Source organism: Spirosoma taeanense (genome assembly GCF_013127955.1).
Lineage (GTDB): Bacteria > Bacteroidota > Bacteroidia > Cytophagales > Spirosomataceae > Spirosoma > Spirosoma taeanense.
Map to the genome: position 1 here is coordinate 19,888 of NZ_CP053435.1, position 16,515 is coordinate 36,402.

A 16,515-nucleotide genomic window follows, 5' to 3' on the forward strand; every position below is an offset into this window, starting at 1 on the left:
TTTAATTGACATTGGCAGACGCATTTACTACTTCCCTTCCTCCGGCAGCGGCTGCCTATTGCCGACAGCTCTGGCAACATTACAACTTTGTTTTTCGGGTAGTCAGACCTCGCCGGACACGTCTGGGAGACTTCCAGGCATTTCCTAATGGGGAAACGCAGATTACCATTAATGCGGATTTAAACCCGTATGCGTTCCTGATTACGTATGTGCATGAAGTGGCGCACGCGGAGGTAAACCGAGCGTATAAGCGCCGAGTTGCACCGCATGGAAAAGCCTGGCAGATAGCTTTTCAGCGACTGATGCAGCCGTTGTTGACCGAAGCCGTTTTTCCAGCTCCGATTCTTACCCCACTACGTCAATATATGACCCGGCCAGCCGCAACGACCTATGCGCATCCTGCCCTCATGGCCGCATTACGGCAGATTGATGCAGATAAGGCACAGGGTGAGAATGCGAATCGGGTGCTGCTACGGGATGTACTGGAAGGCAAAACGTTCCAATTTGCCAAAAAGACCTTTATGCGAGGTACGCTACGTCGAACCCGTGTCGTTTGTAAGGAAATATCGTCGGGGAAGTCATACGCAATTCTGGCTCATGCATGGGTGGAAACACAATAAATTACTACTAGCCAGCCAACGGTATGATAAAGTATTCGGCTGGCTGGCAGTCATTGGGCTGCTGCTGGAGTTGCTGATTCACGGTTATCCGGCAACCGCTCAGTCGGTTCTGCGCGAGGGCGTATGGGTCCGGATTGGCGTAACAGAATCGGGTGTATATCGACTCGACCAGACTACGTTAGCCCGGCTTAATCCGGCGTTTGCAACCGCCAACCCGCGATTGTTAAGGCTTTATGGTGACGGAGGTGCCCCTTTACCGCAAGCTAATAAATTACCTCGGCCGACCGATTTGACTGAAAATGCCGTTCAGATAACCGGTGAAGTTGACGGCCGCTTCGACGCGGGTGATGCTATTCTGTTTTTTGGGCAAAGTCCACGCGTCATTCGTTATGATTCCATTGCCCAACGCTTCACTCACCGCATTAATCCTTACGCCGATACAACCTTTTATTTTCTAACCATTGACTCAACCTCCGGTAAACGGCTTAAAGACCGGACTGTAGGGGCGCCTACGGAGACAGTTGTTCGTACAACGTTTGACGACTACCAGTTTCACGAGCAGGATCTGTTAAAAATTCCGGCTCTTCGTACGGGTCGGGAATGGTTGGGCGAGTATTTGACGATCGATACAACTAAAACCATCGCTTTCAGCGTCCCCGGATTGGTGACTAATTCGCCGGTTCGGTTAGCGGCTTCAGTCGTTGCCGGAGCGCTGGTACCAACCCAGTTCCGATTTAGAGTCAATAATCAGGCTGCTGGTAATATAGCTATACCAAGCATATCTGGGTACGAGTACGATTACCAGGGGATTGCCCGGATGGACACATTTTTAGTAAAGCCAACTACAGCCGAAACTTCGTTACAGGTATCCATGACGTTCCAGAAAAACGGGCAATTATCGGCCCAGGGATACCTGAATTTTGTTGGGATACAGACCCAACGCGAACTTCGACAATACGATCAGCCTACCTGGGTGCGACGGCTACCCGCTGGGGCCTATTCAGTACGACAGGCAACCAATGCGTTGCGAGTCTGGGACGTAACGAACCCCCTGATACCGGTTAACCAGGCTTATACACTGGCAGCAACAGCCGAAGCTCGTTGGTCCGCTTCGCATCTGGGCGATTACTTTTTATTTACGGATAACCAGGTTCGGACCCCATCATCGCTGGCGGTGATCGCTAATCAGAATCTACGCGGACAGGCTGCTCCTAATCTCTTAATTATAACGCCCGCTGCCTGGCGCGATCAGGCTGAACGTCTGGCCGCTTTCCGCCGTAGCCATGATGGACTAACCGCCCTGGTCGTAACGACGCAGCAGGTCTACAACGAGTTTGCTTCTGGTCAGTCCGACCCGACCGCCATTCGGGATGCCGTGCGGTATTTTTATCAGAAGCTATCTGGTCAACTGCGCTATGTGCTCTTATTTGGCGACGCGACATTTGATTATCGCAACATCGCGCAGTTGGTAAATCCTGCTCAATTAGCGAACACAGTACCGGTTTATGAAAGCCGCGAGTCTCTGCACCCGGTCCTTAGCTATTCGTCGGACGATTATTATGGTTTCATGGATGAAGACGAGGGCAACTGGGAAGAGAATACAGCCGGAGACCACCGTATGGATGTCGGCGTAGGCCGATTGCCCGTTAAATCACTTGACGAAGCTCATACGGTAGTTGATAAACTCATCCGATATAGTTCAGATTTTTCTGTGATGGGAGATTGGCAAACAAGGATTATGCTCGTTGCAGATGACGGCGACTACAATATTCATCAGCAGGACGTTAATCAGCTGGCCAATGGTATTGAGATGGTATCACCTGCTTACCGCTCGGAGCGAGTCTACATCGATGCCTATCCGCAGGAAGCAACTTCTAATGGTCAGAAAGCTCCCATTGTCAATCAATTGATTAACCGGGCGGTTGCCGATGGACGTCTGATCATTAATTACAGCGGCCACGGGGGCGTGTCGGGCCTAGCCGATGAGCAGATTGTTACCTTACAGGATATTTTGTCCTGGAATAATCGGCGTCTGCCGCTGTTCGTGACGGCTACCTGCCAGTTCGGGCGTTATGATGATCCGAGTGCCAACTCTGGTGCCGAAATTGCCCTGCTGAGTCGGTTAGGCGGAGCCATTGGCTTACTGACGACCACCCGGCCTGTTTATGCTAACACAAACCTGCTTATTAACAAAGCATTTTATAATGCTGTCTTTACACCGGTTAATGGCCAGCTGCCCCGTTTAGGCGACGTAATGCAGGCTACGAAAAACAACAGCCTGAGCGGGCCTCTTAATCGGAATTTTGCGCTATTGGGTGATCCATCCATGAGACTGGCCTATCCGCAGGCAAACGTAGTGCTTACAAAAGTGAATAACCAGGCCGTTACCGCAAACCGGCTCGATACCTTAAAAGCCCTGCAGGCCGTTGAGTTAGTCGGCGAGATTCAACAAAATCAGCAGCGCTTAGCCAACTTTTCGGGCAAAATTCAGGTCACCCTGTATGATAAGGCTACTGTACAGACCACGTTAGGCACGGAAAGTGCTAAAATGAATTACCAAGCGTATACCAGTACGCTGTTTACAGGACAAGTACCGGTGCAGAACGGTCAGTTTACGGTTCGCTTTGTGATGCCGAAGGATATTGATTACGCCGTCGGTCGGGCTAAGCTTTATGCATATGCTATCAGGGCAGACAGTCTGCTGGAAGCTATTGGAAGTTATGATAGCCTGCGGGTAGGAGGGAGCATAACAACTGATAGCCTTGATACGCAGCCGCCTGTCGTACAGCTCTCCGTTGAGGGAGGTGTAGTAAGTGGTGAGGTTGTGCGGGTAGCCGGTCCTGCTATTACGTTACGTATTAACCTACGCGATAACCAGGGCATAAACGTGGCGCGTTCGGGGTTAGGACATGAATTAACGGCGCAACTTGGCGGACAAACGCCGGTCATCCTGAATGACTTGTATGTGTCAACGGGTAACGATGGGCGTCAGGGCGAGGCTCTGTACACCTTCCAGGACGTTGCGCCAGGGCAGTATACCGTTCGGGTGAAAGCCTGGGATATTAACAATAATTCAACAGAGGGGGCGTTGACCTTAATAGTTTCCGAAAAGCCTGAACTAAGTCTACGGACCACGAAAGTCACGCCGAACCCGGTAACATCCCAGGCCATTATCACGGCTGAACATAATCGCACCGGCGAACCGCTTGACTGGACACTACGTATTTTTGACCTCAACGGCCGATTGTTCAATCAGCAGACGGGGCAATGCAGCGACTGCCCGGCCGAACTGGAAATTGGTACGTGGAACGGTCAGTCAGAAGCTGGTCAGGCGGCTCCAAATGGGGTGTATTTATTTCGGATACAGGTACGTTCGGCTGCCGACGGCTCAATGGCCGATAGCAGCGGTCGACTAATGTTACTCAAGTGAATGACGGGTTAAAGCAATCCGTTTTATTTTCTAATCCAACGAATCATCGTAATTTTGACCGTTCAGGACTGTCCCTCTCACCACAATCAGTCGCTGTTGTTGACCAACACACTTTGTATGAAGCGCAATTTTTCCCGTGTTCTTCTGGGCGTTTGTAGTTTTATTCCCCTCTTTGCCACTGCGCAATCTTCGCAAATAACCACACTCAGCGGACAGACACTGGGCATTCCCACAGCGGCAGTTCCTTTCCTGAACTTTACGCCTGATGCTCGCTCAGGGGCTCTGGGTGAAGCTGGCGTTGCCCTGGGCGACCCAGATGCCAATGCTATTTTCTGGAATCCGTCAAAGCTGGTATTTGCCAGGCAGGACAAAGGCGCATCCATCTCCTACACGCCCTGGCTCCGCGAACTGATTGGCGATATGTATTACACCTACTTGACCGGGTATTCCAAAGTTGGGAAGAACTCGGTAATTGGCGGTTCGCTGACGTACTTTGATCTGGGTACGGTCAATTTCACCACGGCAACCGGTGTTGCCGCCGGAACGTTCAATTCACGAGAGTACGCCGTTACGGCTTCGTTCGTACAGCGGCTGTCGCAGAATTTTTCGCTGGGTGTTGACCTGAAATACCTGAATTCCAACTTGGCTTCGGGCGCTGTTAATGTGGGTCTGAAACCCGGGGCGACGGCAGCCGCCGACATCAGTGCCTTTTACCGGAATGAAGTTCGCGACAACGCAACCGGCAAAGGTCTCGGCTGGGCATTCGGCGGGATGCTCTCGAACCTTGGGGGACGTATCAACTACGGCGGTAACGAGCGATACTATATTCCAACCAATCTGCGTTTAGGAACCAGCTTAACGTACTACGCCGATCAGTATAACAAGTTCAACTTTGTTGTAGACGTCAACAAACTAATGGTGCCGACGCCCCCTTCAACCACCCTTGTTAATGGACAAACGGTCATTACGGCCGGTAAAGACCCGAACCGGAATTACTTCAGCGCCGTGTTTGGCTCCTTTACCGATGCGCCGGGTGGTTTCAGCGAAGAACTAAAAGAGTTTACCATCTCAACCGGGGCCGAATATTGGTACAATGATCAGTTTGCTGTACGGGCTGGCTATTTTGGCGAATCCAATACAAAAGGTGGCCGGAAATATTTCACGAGCGGTATTGGTCTGCGGTTGCAGCAGCGGTTTGGCGTTGACTTCTCTTATCTGCTGCCGGTGAAGCAGGGGAACCCCTTAGCGAATACATTCCGCGTATCGTTGATTCTTAATTTTAGCGGCAACGGGGGCATTGGCGCTGAAGACGATGAACCTGTTTCAGAGGATCTGAACTAGCAGGCTGCAAAACAGTTTTACTAAACAAGCCTATTACCAAAATGGCATTTCGAACCGGGATGCCATTTTCTTTTTATAGCATGACGCCAATGTTACTTGACAGAACCCAGTTTCCCGACTTTCAGGTCATTCAGGAAGTACGACTTCCGGCCGTTCAATCACATAGCCTGGACAATGGCATTCCCCTTCATTTAATTGCCGTTCCCCAGCAACCCGTTCTGCGGATCGAGTGTGTCTTTGAGGCCGGGACCTGGTATGAGCAGCGGCCAGGAACATCATTCTTTGCCATAAAAATGCTGGCCGAAGGCACTCCCGGCAGAACATCGGCGAAAATCAGCGAATATTTCGATCGATACGGTGCATTTCTGGAGTTAAATAGTGGCCCCGACCGGGCCAGCGTGGTCGTTTACTGTCTCACTAAGTTCCTGCCGAACGTCTTGCCGCTTCTGCGCGAACTCCTGACCGAACCAACTTTTCCGGAGAAGGAGCTTGAGGATCTGCGCAACATTACACTGCAGAACCTGCGTGTCAACTACGAAAAGAATGCCTACCTGGCTGGAGTTTTGTTTCGGGCAAAGCTGTTTGGAGAGGATCATCCGTACGGACGCAGTCAACGACCGGACGTAATCGAGCAGGTTACCCGCGAAGAAATAATTGATTTTTACAGCAACGTCATTCGGGGCCGGTCGTTCCAGATCCTGCTGGCGGGTCATGCCTCCGAAAATGAGGTGTTGCTCATAAACCGGGAACTTGGTCAGCTGCCAATCCGGTCGGATCATTTATTGTCGTTTGCAGGAAGCGCTGTTATCAACGAAGGGCTATCCGTTCTGGCCGAGAAAGCTGATAGTATCCAGTCATCCATCCGGTTGGGAAGACGGTTGTTTACCCGGGCGCATCCCGATTTCTTCAATATGCTCGTGACAAATGAAGTATTAGGCGGTTATTTCGGCTCGCGATTGATGAAAAACATTCGGGAGGAAAAAGGATTTACGTACGGTATTTCGTCTAATATGCCTTCGTTTCAGCGCGATGGTTATTTTCTGATTGGTACAGACGTAAATAAAGAAAATACGCAGCAAACGCTGGACGAAATCCGCAAAGAAATCCGTGTCCTGCAAACTGAACCTGTGCCTACCGATGAACTGGAAACGGTGAAAAACTTTATGGCGGGCGAATTTGCGGGGTCGCTCAATACACCATTTGAAATCGCGGATCGCTACAAAGTTATTCTGTTGGATAAAATGCCTGTTAACTTTCTGACTACATATATTGAACGGTTACGAGCGGTAACAGCTGAGGATATCATGGCAACCGCAACCCACTATCTGGTTGAGAGCAGCTTACAGGAAGTAGTCGTTGGTGGCAAGTAGGGCTATTTTGAATTTATTGAATAGCCAAGTTGTTTGGTGGAGTAGAATAGTTGATTAAATGGAACTGGTTTCGTAACTTTGAGGTCACACTGCAGTGCTTCAACTGAGTAGCTGACGCTATTCGCCTTCTTTTGTAATCTTCTAACCTATCTTCGTTTAGTTAATGAACGTATTGCTGATTTGTGCCACGACAGTGCTGGCGTATTTGCTGGGTTCTATTCCTACGGCGGTTTGGTACGGACAAGGGTTTTTTGGCATTGACATACGTCAGTATGGCAGTGGCAATGCTGGCGCCACCAACACATTCCGGGTTTTGGGTAAACGCGCTGGTACGATTGTTATGCTGGTAGATGTACTGAAGGGCTACACAGCCGCTATTATGTCTACTTTGCTGTGGTATTTTGACGTAATTACGATCAACGAAATTCTGACGTTTAAGATAGTGTTTGGGTTGGTAGCCGTTATCGGACACCTTTACCCATTGTTTGCCAAGTTCAAGGGTGGTAAAGGCGTGGCTACGTTGCTCGGAATGGTTCTGGCAACGCATCCTGAAATGGCTGCTGTCTGCATCGGTATCTTTCTGCTGGTTGTTATAGCGTCCCAGTATGTTTCCTTAGGTTCTATTCTGGCTGCACTGGCCTTCCCGGTGCTGTTGCTGCTGCAGGTTTTTGGGCAGCAGGAAAGCCCATTGCTCATCGTTTTCGGCTTTATTATGTTTCTGCTGGTTGTTCTAACACATCAGAAGAACATCAGCCGGTTGCTCCGTGGAGAAGAAAGTCGCACAGTATTGATCCGACTGCGTAAGAAGCGCGGAGAATAAGAAACCGACTTCCTGGTCATTAGACGCCCCGTCGTTGCGCGAAAAGTGCGTAACTTCGGGGCGAACTCTTATAAGATCAAGTGCAGGATAGATACGTTGGCGGTTATTCTCATCCTGTAGTTTATTCCCAGATTACGCTATGACCACTTACCTCGAAGCCAACAAACAACGGTTTTTAGACGAGTTGCTTGAACTGTTACGGATTCCATCGGTGTCGGCCGATTCTAAATTTAAAGGGGATGTCCGGCGGGCCGCTGAATTTGTCCGGGAGAAATTAACGGCAGCCGGTCTTGATAAAGCCCAATTGTATGAAACACCGGGCCATCCAGTTGTTTACGCCGAAAAAATTGTAGACCCTGCCCGGCCGACAGTTCTGGTGTATGGCCATTACGATGTTCAGCCCGCCGATCCGTACGAGTTGTGGCAGTCACCCCCGTTTGAGCCAACCATTCGCAATGAGCGTATTTATGCGCGTGGCGCCTGCGACGACAAGGGGCAATTCTATATGCATATCAAAGCAATAGAAGCAATGGTGGCAACAGACGGTCTGCCCTGCAACGTAAAGGTCATGATCGAGGGCGAAGAAGAAGTAGGTTCTGATCACTTGGGGACATTTGTCGCCGAGCATCGCGATATGCTTAAGGCCGATGTCATCCTGATTTCGGACACCAGCATTATTTCGAATGAAACCCCATCTCTAGAAACTGGCCTACGGGGCTTATCATACGTGGAGGTTGAAGTAACTGGCCCTAATCGGGATCTCCATTCAGGCGTTTACGGCGGGGGCGTTGCCAATCCGATTAATGTTCTGTGCGAAATGATCGCTTCGCTTCATGATGAAAACGGGCGGATCACTATTCCTGGCTTTTACGATAATGTAGCCGATCTGAGCGAGGCCGAACGCAACGAGCTGGCCAAAGCTCCCTTTGATCTGGACGAGTACAAAAAAGACCTTGGCATCAATGACGTGATGGGCGAAGCGGGCTATTCAACCAACGAACGAACCTCCATTCGCCCGACGCTGGACGTCAACGGTATCTGGGGCGGATATACGGGCGAGGGTGCCAAGACCGTATTGCCCTCCAAAGCATCGGCTAAAATCAGCATGCGGCTGGTGCCCAATCAGACACCTGAGGAGATTACCGATCTATTTACAAAACACTTCAGGGCTATTGCGCCGGCGGGCGTAACTGTTAAGGTAATGCCTCATCACGGTGGTTTGCCTTACGTAACACCAACGGATTCAGTGGAGTTTGAAGCGGCCAGTAAAGCATTTGAAGATGCGTGGGGGAAGAAACCTATTCCAACCCGGGGCGGTGGCAGCATCCCTATTGTCGCTTTATTTGAGCGCGAGTTGGGTATTAAGTCAATTTTGATGGGCTTTGGTCTCGACAGCGACGCGCTGCATTCACCGAACGAAAGCTATGGCTTGTTCAACTTCTATAAAGGAATCGAAACAATTCCGTACTTCTATAAAAACTACGCTGCACTTAAACAGTAATCCTAGTCTGCCCAGCGCCGATTGAAAATACCGGCGCTGGTGCTAACCTGCTCCTGCTCCATGAAGAAAACGCTGTTGACTCTCCTGCTGAGTTATCAGGTGAGTATATTAGCTTTTGGGCAACAACCAGCTACGCCACCTAAAACTACTGCTCCGGCTGCCCGTACCTTAACGCCAGCCGAACAAAAGCAAAAAGAAAGAATTGAGCGGGAAGTTCAGCGCGAACGCCAGATTCGGGCTGAATGGGCGCAGAAGCAACGCGAATACGAAGCGAAACAGGCCGAAAAAGAACGGCAACGGCAGGCCCGGAAAGCCGAAAAAGAACGGGCGCAGACAGACCGTGATGCGGCTAAGTCTCAACCCGCCGTTACGTCGCCCGAGCCCGCTCCGGCATCTGTTGACGCGCCTGTTGCACCAAGTGCTGAATCGACCCGCCAAAATCGAAGAGAGAAACGTAAAAAGGAGACAGTCGCCGAACCTGCACCTCAACCGGATGCTCCGGCTAACCAGCCGACCGCTGCACCGGCAGCCGTAGAAGCACCTAAAAGCCGCGTCAGAGCTAGCCGTCCTGCTCGTCAGAAGCCGTCTGTGACGCCATCGGCTGATTCGGCCGCGGCTCCGGTTCTGGTGAGTGAACCTTCCGTTATCCAGCCTCGTCGGGAGTTTTTGCCCAAAGGTCATTTGTTTGAGCCAATTCTGCTTGATCCGCTTGAAGCGCAGGCTTACGGTAGTTTTCTTCCGGTTTTTTACACTGATGGCGAAAAGTATCCAGGCAGTATTGTGCCGTTTGCCTTTGGATTCGCCAAGCCGTTTTATCGCCGGACCACCGAGCCGGGACACTCCGAAGAGTGGGTGCTGGATGTAGCCTCGTTTACGCAGTTTGAAGTGTATTATGACTACGTAAAAGACAAGCAACGGCGGCAGATTATGAATACGGACTATAAAGTCAGCATCGTATACAATGTGCGTCGGGGCCTGAATAACTATCGCTTCCGGGTTTATCACCTTTCGTCACACTTAGGGGATGATTACCTGTTCCGAAACCGGATTACGGCTCCATCGCCCAACTCGGTTAATTATGAGGTCGCCGATGCTACGTATAGCCGAATGGCAAACAACTGGCGTCTCTACGGTGGCTTAGGCATCGGCTTACGCCGATCTGAAGAACGAAAACGATTCAGTGCTCAGCTGGGCGCTTTTTATAAGAAACCGTCGCAGCGGGCCGCTCGGCTGGTTGGGGGCGTCGACATGAAATTCTGGCAGCAAACCAATTTCCGGCCGGGTATCCATGCGGGTATTGGCGTTGAAGTAGGTCGAACTACGAATAACCTGACATTTTTAGCAGAAGGGTATTCCGGTTTTCGTCCGTACAGCCAATTTGAAAAACAACAAACGTTCTGGTTAGGACTTGGCATGTATCTCAACCCGTTCTAAGCGGAACTTCAACAACCGACCGGATTCCCTTACCTTTGCGTTTTGCTTGACCCTATGGATTTATCTGCATTGACGGCCATCTCACCTATTGATGGCCGCTACCGGCGACAAGTAGATGCTTTGGCGCCTTATTTCTCGGAATTTGGGCTGATTCATTACCGCGTTCGCATTGAGATCGAATATTTTATTGCGCTTTGTGAGTGGCCAGTACCGCAACTGTCGGGCGTTGATTCGGAGCAGTTTCCTGCCCTGCGCGCGCTCTATGAAACCTTTTCGGAGGCCGATGCACAACGAATCAAAGACATCGAGAAAATGACGAATCACGACGTAAAGGCCGTTGAGTATTTCATCAAAGAAAAGCTGAAGGGATCGCCGGTTGAGCCGTTTCTGGAGTTTGTCCATTTTGGCCTGACTTCGCAGGATATTAACAACACAGCCATCCCGCTATTGCTGGAAGACGCGTTCAATACCGAGATTACGCCTTTATACCGGGAGGTATACGTGCGGTTGCAGGAGTTAGCCGAGCAATGGAAAGATGTGCCCATGCTGGCCCGCACGCACGGTCAGCCTGCTTCGCCAACCCGTCTGGGTAAAGAATTGTCGGTATTTGTCGAGCGGATTGAGAAACAGCTGCATATGCTAGCAGATATTCCTACCGCAGCCAAATTTGGTGGGGCAACCGGCAACTTCAATGCCCATGCTGTAGCGTATCCTAAGGAAGACTGGAAACAGTTCGCTGATAAATTTGTGGGTGGTCTGGGGATGGTGCGCAGTCAGTTCACGACCCAGATTGAGCATTATGATATGATGGCCGCGTCTCTGGATGCGTTTAAACGGCTCAATACGATCCTGATCGATCTGGACCGGGATATCTGGACGTACGTGTCTATGAATTATTTTAAACAGAAGCTCAAGGAAGGCGAGGTGGGCTCATCGGCTATGCCGCACAAGGTTAACCCCATTGATTTCGAAAACTCCGAAGGTAATCTTGGCATTGCCAACGCGCTGTTTGAACACCTTTCGGCCAAATTGCCTATTTCGCGCTTGCAACGCGATCTGACCGACTCAACGGTACTGCGGAATATCGGCGTGCCTTTTGCCCATTCGGTCATTGCACTGAAATCACTGCTGAAAGGGTTGAATAAGCTGGAACTGAACCAGGCAGCCATTAACGCCGATCTGGAAGATAACTGGGCCGTCGTGGCCGAGGGTATCCAAACGGTTCTTCGGCGGGAGGGCTACCCGCAGCCTTATGAAGCGCTGAAGGCGCTGACACGTACCAACCAGAAGATTACCGAACAGACTATTCAGCAGTTTATTGACGAGTTGAACGTGTCGGATGCTGTAAAAGGCGAACTACGAACCATTACGCCGTTCAGTTACACAGGCTTATAGCGATTTCCTAATCCCGAGTCTATAATTCGGGATTAGGAAGTTATCCGTTGGATAGTTCGGTTGCGCGAACCTGGGCGGCTTTAATGCCTGCTACCAATGTATCGGCTAGTGCTCCGTTTTCGAAGGCTCGAAGAGCTGCTTCGGTAGTTCCGCCCTTGGAGGCAACGGCCTTAATTAGATCATCCAGCGACTTATCGGCGGTATTGATGAGGTGATAGGAGCCAAGCATGGTTTGCTTAACCAGTAAAGCCGACACGGCATCGTCGAAACCCATCTGTTTGCCCGCTTCAATCATCGCCTTGACAACGTAGTAAAAATAGGCCGGTCCGCTGCCGCTGAGAGCCGTGACGGCATCGAGCATGCTTTCATCTTCCAGGAAAATAGACCGACCCGTCGCATTGATAAGGTTTTCGACCCGGCGCAGGCTGGTCATGTCAACCGCTTTGGCCGCCGTAAAGCCCGTAATACCCATGCCAAGCATAGCTGGCGTATTGGGCATGGCCCGAACCACCAGCGCGTGGCCTAACTTATCCTGAATCTGCGCCATCGGAATCCCCGCCATGATAGACAGGACAATCTGCGTTGGCTGAATAATCGCCCGGAGGGCCTCGTGAACGCTGTTGAAATCCTGCGGCTTAACCGAAAGAATAATCAGGTCTGTTTCGCCCACGCGCGGGCTAATGGTGTCGACAACTACGCCCGCTTTTTCACTTTTCAGAGCCTCCGACCGATCAGCGCTTTTCTCGATCAGCAATAAGTCGTCTTTTTTTACCAGATCATACTGTAAAAATGATTTGGCAAAAGCCATGCCCATGTTGCCGCAGCCGACGATAGCAATTTTCATAAGATAGCCAGTGAGGGAACTGGTCGTAAGTGGGTGAAACACAAAAGAGGTCAGACTGTAAAGCCTGACCTCACAAAACTAATGACTTAGCACCAACCTATTGCCCACCTTTCAGGACTTCTTCTAATTTTTGCTCTAAAGCGTCGCCCCGCAGGTTTTTAGCGATAATCTTACCGTCCTTATCAAGCAGGAACGTAGCCGGAATCGCCTGGACGCCATACTGTTGGGCTGCAGCCGACTGCCAGTATTTCAAATCAGAAACGTGCGTCCAGATCAGGTTATCATTACGAATGGCTTTTGTCCAGTTGTCCTTGCTTTGATCGAGCGAGACGCTGTAGATGGCGAAGCCTTTGTCTTTGTACTTGTTGTACATTCTGACCACGTTCGGATTTTCCATCCGGCAGGGGCCGCACCAGGACGCCCAGAAATCAAGCAGAACATACTTACCCCGTAACGAAGAAAGCGGTACCGCCTTACCCGTTGTGTCATTCAGGACAATCTCGGGAGCCTGCGAACCGACCATTACGCCCCTAATGCGCGCCACGCGGCCAATCAGCGATTTCGCATGGGGACTATTGGGATTTTCTTTCTCGAAACGTTGGGCAAGGGCCTCGTATATCGGAAAGTCGCTTTCAATATTGATGAAGTTCAATGCGAACAGCGATACCAGCGATGTGCCCATTTCGGGTAGCATTGCCTTTACCTTATTGACAATCTCCTGCTCGGCTACTGTGTATTCCTGCTCAATCTGCGCAATCTTTTTATTGTCCTTCTTTTCGGTCGCAGCCGCCATCTGTTTGTTCCAGTTAGCAACGCGAGTCTCCATACTATTGCGAAGAGCCATCAGCTTTTCGTAATACTCCATATTTTTGGAACCCGTAACAGTTGCCTGGCCTACCTGGCCGGTTTTAGCGTTCATACGGTATCCATCGGCCGTAACGTTCAGTGTTTCACCGCCCTCAACCAGCAGGGCTAATTTCTGGCCACCGCCTACGTTCAGAACGTAAACCTCACCACCGTTAGCCACCTCTCTGCTAAGGGTAAACGTATTGTTCGCGTCAATCTTCGTTGAATCAAGTTTGCGAGTTGGCTGCGCATTCGTTTCTAGGTATACATAGCTGCCGGGGGTTGCATTCTTGACCTTACCCGTCACGGTAAATGGTTTCGGCGTTTGTGCGCTGGCGGCTACGCCAAGCGTAAAGCAGCTTATTATGATCCAAAACAGATTTTTCATTTTGCTTGTAAATTCTTCGCTAACAATTCGTTGACTAACTTAGGGTCGGCCGAGCCTTTCGACTTCTTCATAACCTCACCCACGAACATTCCCATTAAATTCTTCTTGCCTTTCTGATACTGTGCGACCTTATCGGGCCAGGCTGCCAGCACCTCTTCTACCAACGTTTGCAGGGCGTCTGTATTGCGGTTTTGAACCAAACCATGTGTCAGTGCCAGTTTGGCAGGCTTAGCATCAGATTGGTTAACCAGTAAATTGAAAACTTGCTGTGCAGCAGTCTGACTAACGGTTCCGTCGTCGATCAGGGCGATTAAAGCCCCTAACTGATAAGCAGTCACGGGAAATTGTCGATCACGTAACGTTTTTTCATTTAGCTGACCTTTCACCGGCCCCATAATCCAGTTCGACGCGGCTTTGTAATTGGTAGTATAGGCGCAGACAGCCTCGTAATATTCAGCCAGCTCTTTGGCATCTGTGAGCAGGGTTGCATCGTAGTCGGGCAGGCCGTAGAAGGTTGTGAATTTTTCGTACAGGGCTGCTGGTAACATGGACATATTGGCCTGAATATCGGCCAGCCAGGCATCCGAAATGACCACTGGCGTTAGGTCAGGGTCCGGGAAATAGCGGTAATCGTTCATCGTTTCCTTCTCCCGCATGGCATAACTACGACCGGTTGCTGCGTCGAAGGTGCGTGTTTCCTGGGTAATCCTGCCGCCCGATTCGGTTAGCTCAACCTGTCGCCGAAACTCGCTGTCAACGGCCCGCATTACGTTACGGATTGAATTCAGATTTTTGACTTCCACCTTTGTCCCGAGGTAGGCCGCCCCTTTAGGCCGGATAGATACGTTTACATCGCAACGTAAAGAGCCTTCTTCCATATTCCCGTCGCAGATGTCGAGGTAGCGAACCAGACGACGGACTTCAGTTAAATACTGCCCGGCCTCATCAGCCGTGCGGATGCAGGGCTCGGTTACCATTTCGATAAGGGGCGTTCCGGCGCGGTTATAGTCTAGCTGCGTAGCCCACTCATCGCTGTCATGAATTGATTTTCCGGCGTCTTCTTCGAGGTGGATGTGGTGAAGCTGGATTGTTGTCTGGTACGACTGTCCGGTTTCGGGATGTTTAGCGGTAATAGAAACGCCCCCACCTACGCATATAGGCCCTTTATCCTGCGAAAGCTGATAGCCCTTGGGCAGATCCGGATAAAAGTAATTTTTGCGGGCGAAGACGTTATATCGGGTAATTTCGCTGTTGCAGGCCAATCCCATCCGAACGGCGAATTCGACCGCCTTGCGGTTTATCTTAGGTAAGGTCCCCGGGTGCCCAAGAGTGATGACACTAATATTGGTGTTGGGATCGGCACCAAACGCGTTGGCGTCGGCCGCGAAGATTTTGCTTTGCGTAAGCAGCTGGCAGTGTACTTCGAGTCCAACGACGGCTTCATACCGGGCCAGCACTTCCGGTGAAAGGGTTTCTTCGGCTACCATTGATAGAAACTAATAATTTACAGCAAAGATAGCGAAAAGCAGTCAAGGCATAGGCCGAATCAGGCCCGTTTGCCTAAAGCCTGGGGCGCCTGAAGACGAGCTAAAATCAAATAACGTTTAACCGATATTTTAAATAAGTCTGCGCCAGCAAAGCGATTTTCTGAGGATTCGGCACCCGAATACGTCCGCTCCTAATCTTGGACGCCGGGAGCTGCTTAATTTTATTAAACAGTGTTTGATAATACGTGTAAGCCAGATAAACACCCATGCGAGCGCCACGGGGCAGGTTCATGATGCCGATATAAGCCTCATCGAAATCCTGCTGAATGTCTTTTTCAATCAGTGTCTTCGCATCTCGCCCAAAGTCCTGCATATTCACGCCGGGAAAATAAGTCCGGCCCCGATCTACAAAATCGCTTTTTAGATCACGAAGAAAATTCACCTTCTGGAAAGCCGCACCAAGCTTGCGGGCTGGTTCACGCAGACGCTCAAAATCATCGCAGTCGCCTTCGCAAAACACACGCAAACACATCAGCCCCACAACCTCGGCAGAGCCATAAATATATTCATTATAACCGTCCGCATCGTAACCCTGGTTGTACAGGTCCATTTCCATACTCTTCAGAAAGGCCTCAATTAGGTTACGTTCGATATTATATTCCCGAACAACCAGCTGAAACGACTGAAGTACTGGATTCAAACTGATTCCCTCTTCAATTGCCTGATAAGTATCATGTTTAAAACGCGTCAGAAGGGTCTTTTTATCGTAATCATGGAACGTATCGACAATCTCATCAGCGTAGCGAACAAACCCATAGATGGCGTAAATGGGAAAGTGAAATTTACGGTCAAGCGTCTTAATGCCTAAGGTAAACGACGTACTGTAGTGCTCGGTTATTACCTTACTGCACTCCAGTGCGGTCTTGTTAAACAACGCCATCATAAGCTATAGAGGTTAGGTGCGGGACGTTTGCTTATTGATTTTTCAGGAATTCAAGGATGTTGCCTGACCAATATCCAAACGCAGACGACCGTAGGG

12 protein-coding genes are annotated in these 16,515 nt (G+C 50.4%); 8 read left to right on the top strand and 4 right to left on the bottom strand.

Features of this window, described 5'->3' with window-relative positions; translation table 11 throughout:
- The first annotated feature begins 11 nt into the window (after positions 1 to 11).
- The 8 genes from HNV11_RS00105 (at position 12) to purB (ending at position 11,911) form a co-directional block, all read left to right on the top strand.
- A complete protein-coding gene (locus HNV11_RS00105; protein WP_171737727.1) occupies positions 12 to 620 on the top strand; it encodes a SprT family zinc-dependent metalloprotease in 609 nt (202 codons plus the stop codon).
- Positions 598 to 4,050 carry a type IX secretion system sortase PorU gene (gene porU, locus HNV11_RS00110; RefSeq protein WP_171737728.1) on the top strand — a complete coding sequence of 1,151 codons (3,453 nt, stop codon included), beginning with the start codon at positions 598 to 600 and terminating at the stop codon, positions 4,048 to 4,050. The genes HNV11_RS00105 and porU overlap by 23 nt, the downstream gene beginning before the upstream one ends.
- Positions 4,051 to 4,167: 117 nt before the next feature.
- Positions 4,168 to 5,391: a type IX secretion system outer membrane channel protein PorV gene (porV, locus tag HNV11_RS00115; RefSeq protein ID WP_171737729.1), complete on the top strand. Its 1,224-nt coding sequence runs from the start codon at positions 4,168 to 4,170 to the stop codon at positions 5,389 to 5,391.
- An 89-nt stretch (positions 5,392 to 5,480) separates the two neighbouring features.
- Entirely contained in the window at positions 5,481 to 6,761 is a 1,281-nt protein-coding gene (locus HNV11_RS00120; protein ID WP_171742010.1) for a M16 family metallopeptidase, read from the top strand.
- A 163-nt stretch (positions 6,762 to 6,924) separates the two neighbouring features.
- Complete coding sequence (gene plsY, locus HNV11_RS00125) at positions 6,925 to 7,581, top strand: glycerol-3-phosphate 1-O-acyltransferase PlsY (RefSeq protein WP_171737730.1); 657 nt, start codon at positions 6,925 to 6,927, stop codon at positions 7,579 to 7,581.
- A gap of 139 nt (positions 7,582 to 7,720) precedes the next feature.
- On the top strand, positions 7,721 to 9,082 hold the full coding sequence (locus HNV11_RS00130; protein WP_171737731.1) for a dipeptidase: 1,362 nt from the start codon (positions 7,721 to 7,723) through the stop codon (positions 9,080 to 9,082).
- 60 nt (positions 9,083 to 9,142) lie between these two features.
- Positions 9,143 to 10,516, top strand: coding sequence for a DUF1207 domain-containing protein (locus HNV11_RS00135; protein ID WP_171737732.1), 1,374 nt, complete (start codon positions 9,143 to 9,145; stop codon positions 10,514 to 10,516).
- A 54-nt stretch (positions 10,517 to 10,570) separates the two neighbouring features.
- Positions 10,571 to 11,911, top strand: a complete 1,341-nt coding sequence (gene purB, locus HNV11_RS00140; protein ID WP_171737733.1) for an adenylosuccinate lyase — start codon at positions 10,571 to 10,573, stop codon at positions 11,909 to 11,911.
- A 40-nt stretch (positions 11,912 to 11,951) separates the two neighbouring features.
- On the opposite strand, the gene proC is transcribed toward purB, so the two are convergent.
- The 4 genes from proC to HNV11_RS00160 all read right to left on the bottom strand — a co-directional run bounded on the left by proC (position 11,952) and on the right by HNV11_RS00160 (position 16,419).
- Positions 11,952 to 12,755, bottom strand: a complete 804-nt coding sequence (gene proC, locus HNV11_RS00145) for a pyrroline-5-carboxylate reductase (RefSeq protein ID WP_171737734.1) — start codon at positions 12,753 to 12,755, stop codon at positions 11,952 to 11,954.
- Positions 12,756 to 12,852: 97 nt separating this feature from the next.
- Positions 12,853 to 13,989, bottom strand: coding sequence for a TlpA disulfide reductase family protein (locus HNV11_RS00150; RefSeq protein WP_171737735.1), 1,137 nt, complete (start codon positions 13,987 to 13,989; stop codon positions 12,853 to 12,855).
- On the bottom strand, positions 13,986 to 15,476 hold the full coding sequence (gene gatB, locus HNV11_RS00155) for an Asp-tRNA(Asn)/Glu-tRNA(Gln) amidotransferase subunit GatB (RefSeq protein WP_171737736.1): 1,491 nt from the start codon (positions 15,474 to 15,476) through the stop codon (positions 13,986 to 13,988). The genes HNV11_RS00150 and gatB overlap by 4 nt, the downstream gene beginning before the upstream one ends.
- A 106-nt stretch (positions 15,477 to 15,582) precedes the next feature.
- Positions 15,583 to 16,419 carry a phytoene/squalene synthase family protein gene (locus tag HNV11_RS00160; RefSeq protein WP_171737737.1) on the bottom strand — a complete coding sequence of 279 codons (837 nt, stop codon included), beginning with the start codon at positions 16,417 to 16,419 and terminating at the stop codon, positions 15,583 to 15,585.
- Positions 16,420 to 16,515 lie beyond the last annotated feature (96 nt).

What these genes read in the sequence shown, in the direction of transcription:
- gatB (WP_171737736.1), bottom strand. Translation starts at nt 15,476, where the DNA reads ATGGTAGCCGAAGAAACCCTTTCACCGGAAGTGCTGGCCCGGTATGAA.
- porU (WP_171737728.1), top strand. Translation starts at nt 598, where the DNA reads ATGCATGGGTGGAAACACAATAAATTACTACTAGCCAGCCAACGGTAT.
- HNV11_RS00135 (WP_171737732.1), top strand. Translation starts at nt 9,143, where the DNA reads ATGAAGAAAACGCTGTTGACTCTCCTGCTGAGTTATCAGGTGAGTATA.
- plsY (WP_171737730.1), top strand. Translation starts at nt 6,925, where the DNA reads ATGAACGTATTGCTGATTTGTGCCACGACAGTGCTGGCGTATTTGCTG.
- HNV11_RS00150 (WP_171737735.1), bottom strand. Translation starts at nt 13,989, where the DNA reads ATGAAAAATCTGTTTTGGATCATAATAAGCTGCTTTACGCTTGGCGTA.
- proC (WP_171737734.1), bottom strand. Translation starts at nt 12,755, where the DNA reads ATGAAAATTGCTATCGTCGGCTGCGGCAACATGGGCATGGCTTTTGCC.
- HNV11_RS00160 (WP_171737737.1), bottom strand. Translation starts at nt 16,419, where the DNA reads ATGATGGCGTTGTTTAACAAGACCGCACTGGAGTGCAGTAAGGTAATA.
- HNV11_RS00130 (WP_171737731.1), top strand. Translation starts at nt 7,721, where the DNA reads ATGACCACTTACCTCGAAGCCAACAAACAACGGTTTTTAGACGAGTTG.
- porV (WP_171737729.1), top strand. Translation starts at nt 4,168, where the DNA reads ATGAAGCGCAATTTTTCCCGTGTTCTTCTGGGCGTTTGTAGTTTTATT.
- purB (WP_171737733.1), top strand. Translation starts at nt 10,571, where the DNA reads ATGGATTTATCTGCATTGACGGCCATCTCACCTATTGATGGCCGCTAC.
- HNV11_RS00120 (WP_171742010.1), top strand. Translation starts at nt 5,481, where the DNA reads ATGTTACTTGACAGAACCCAGTTTCCCGACTTTCAGGTCATTCAGGAA.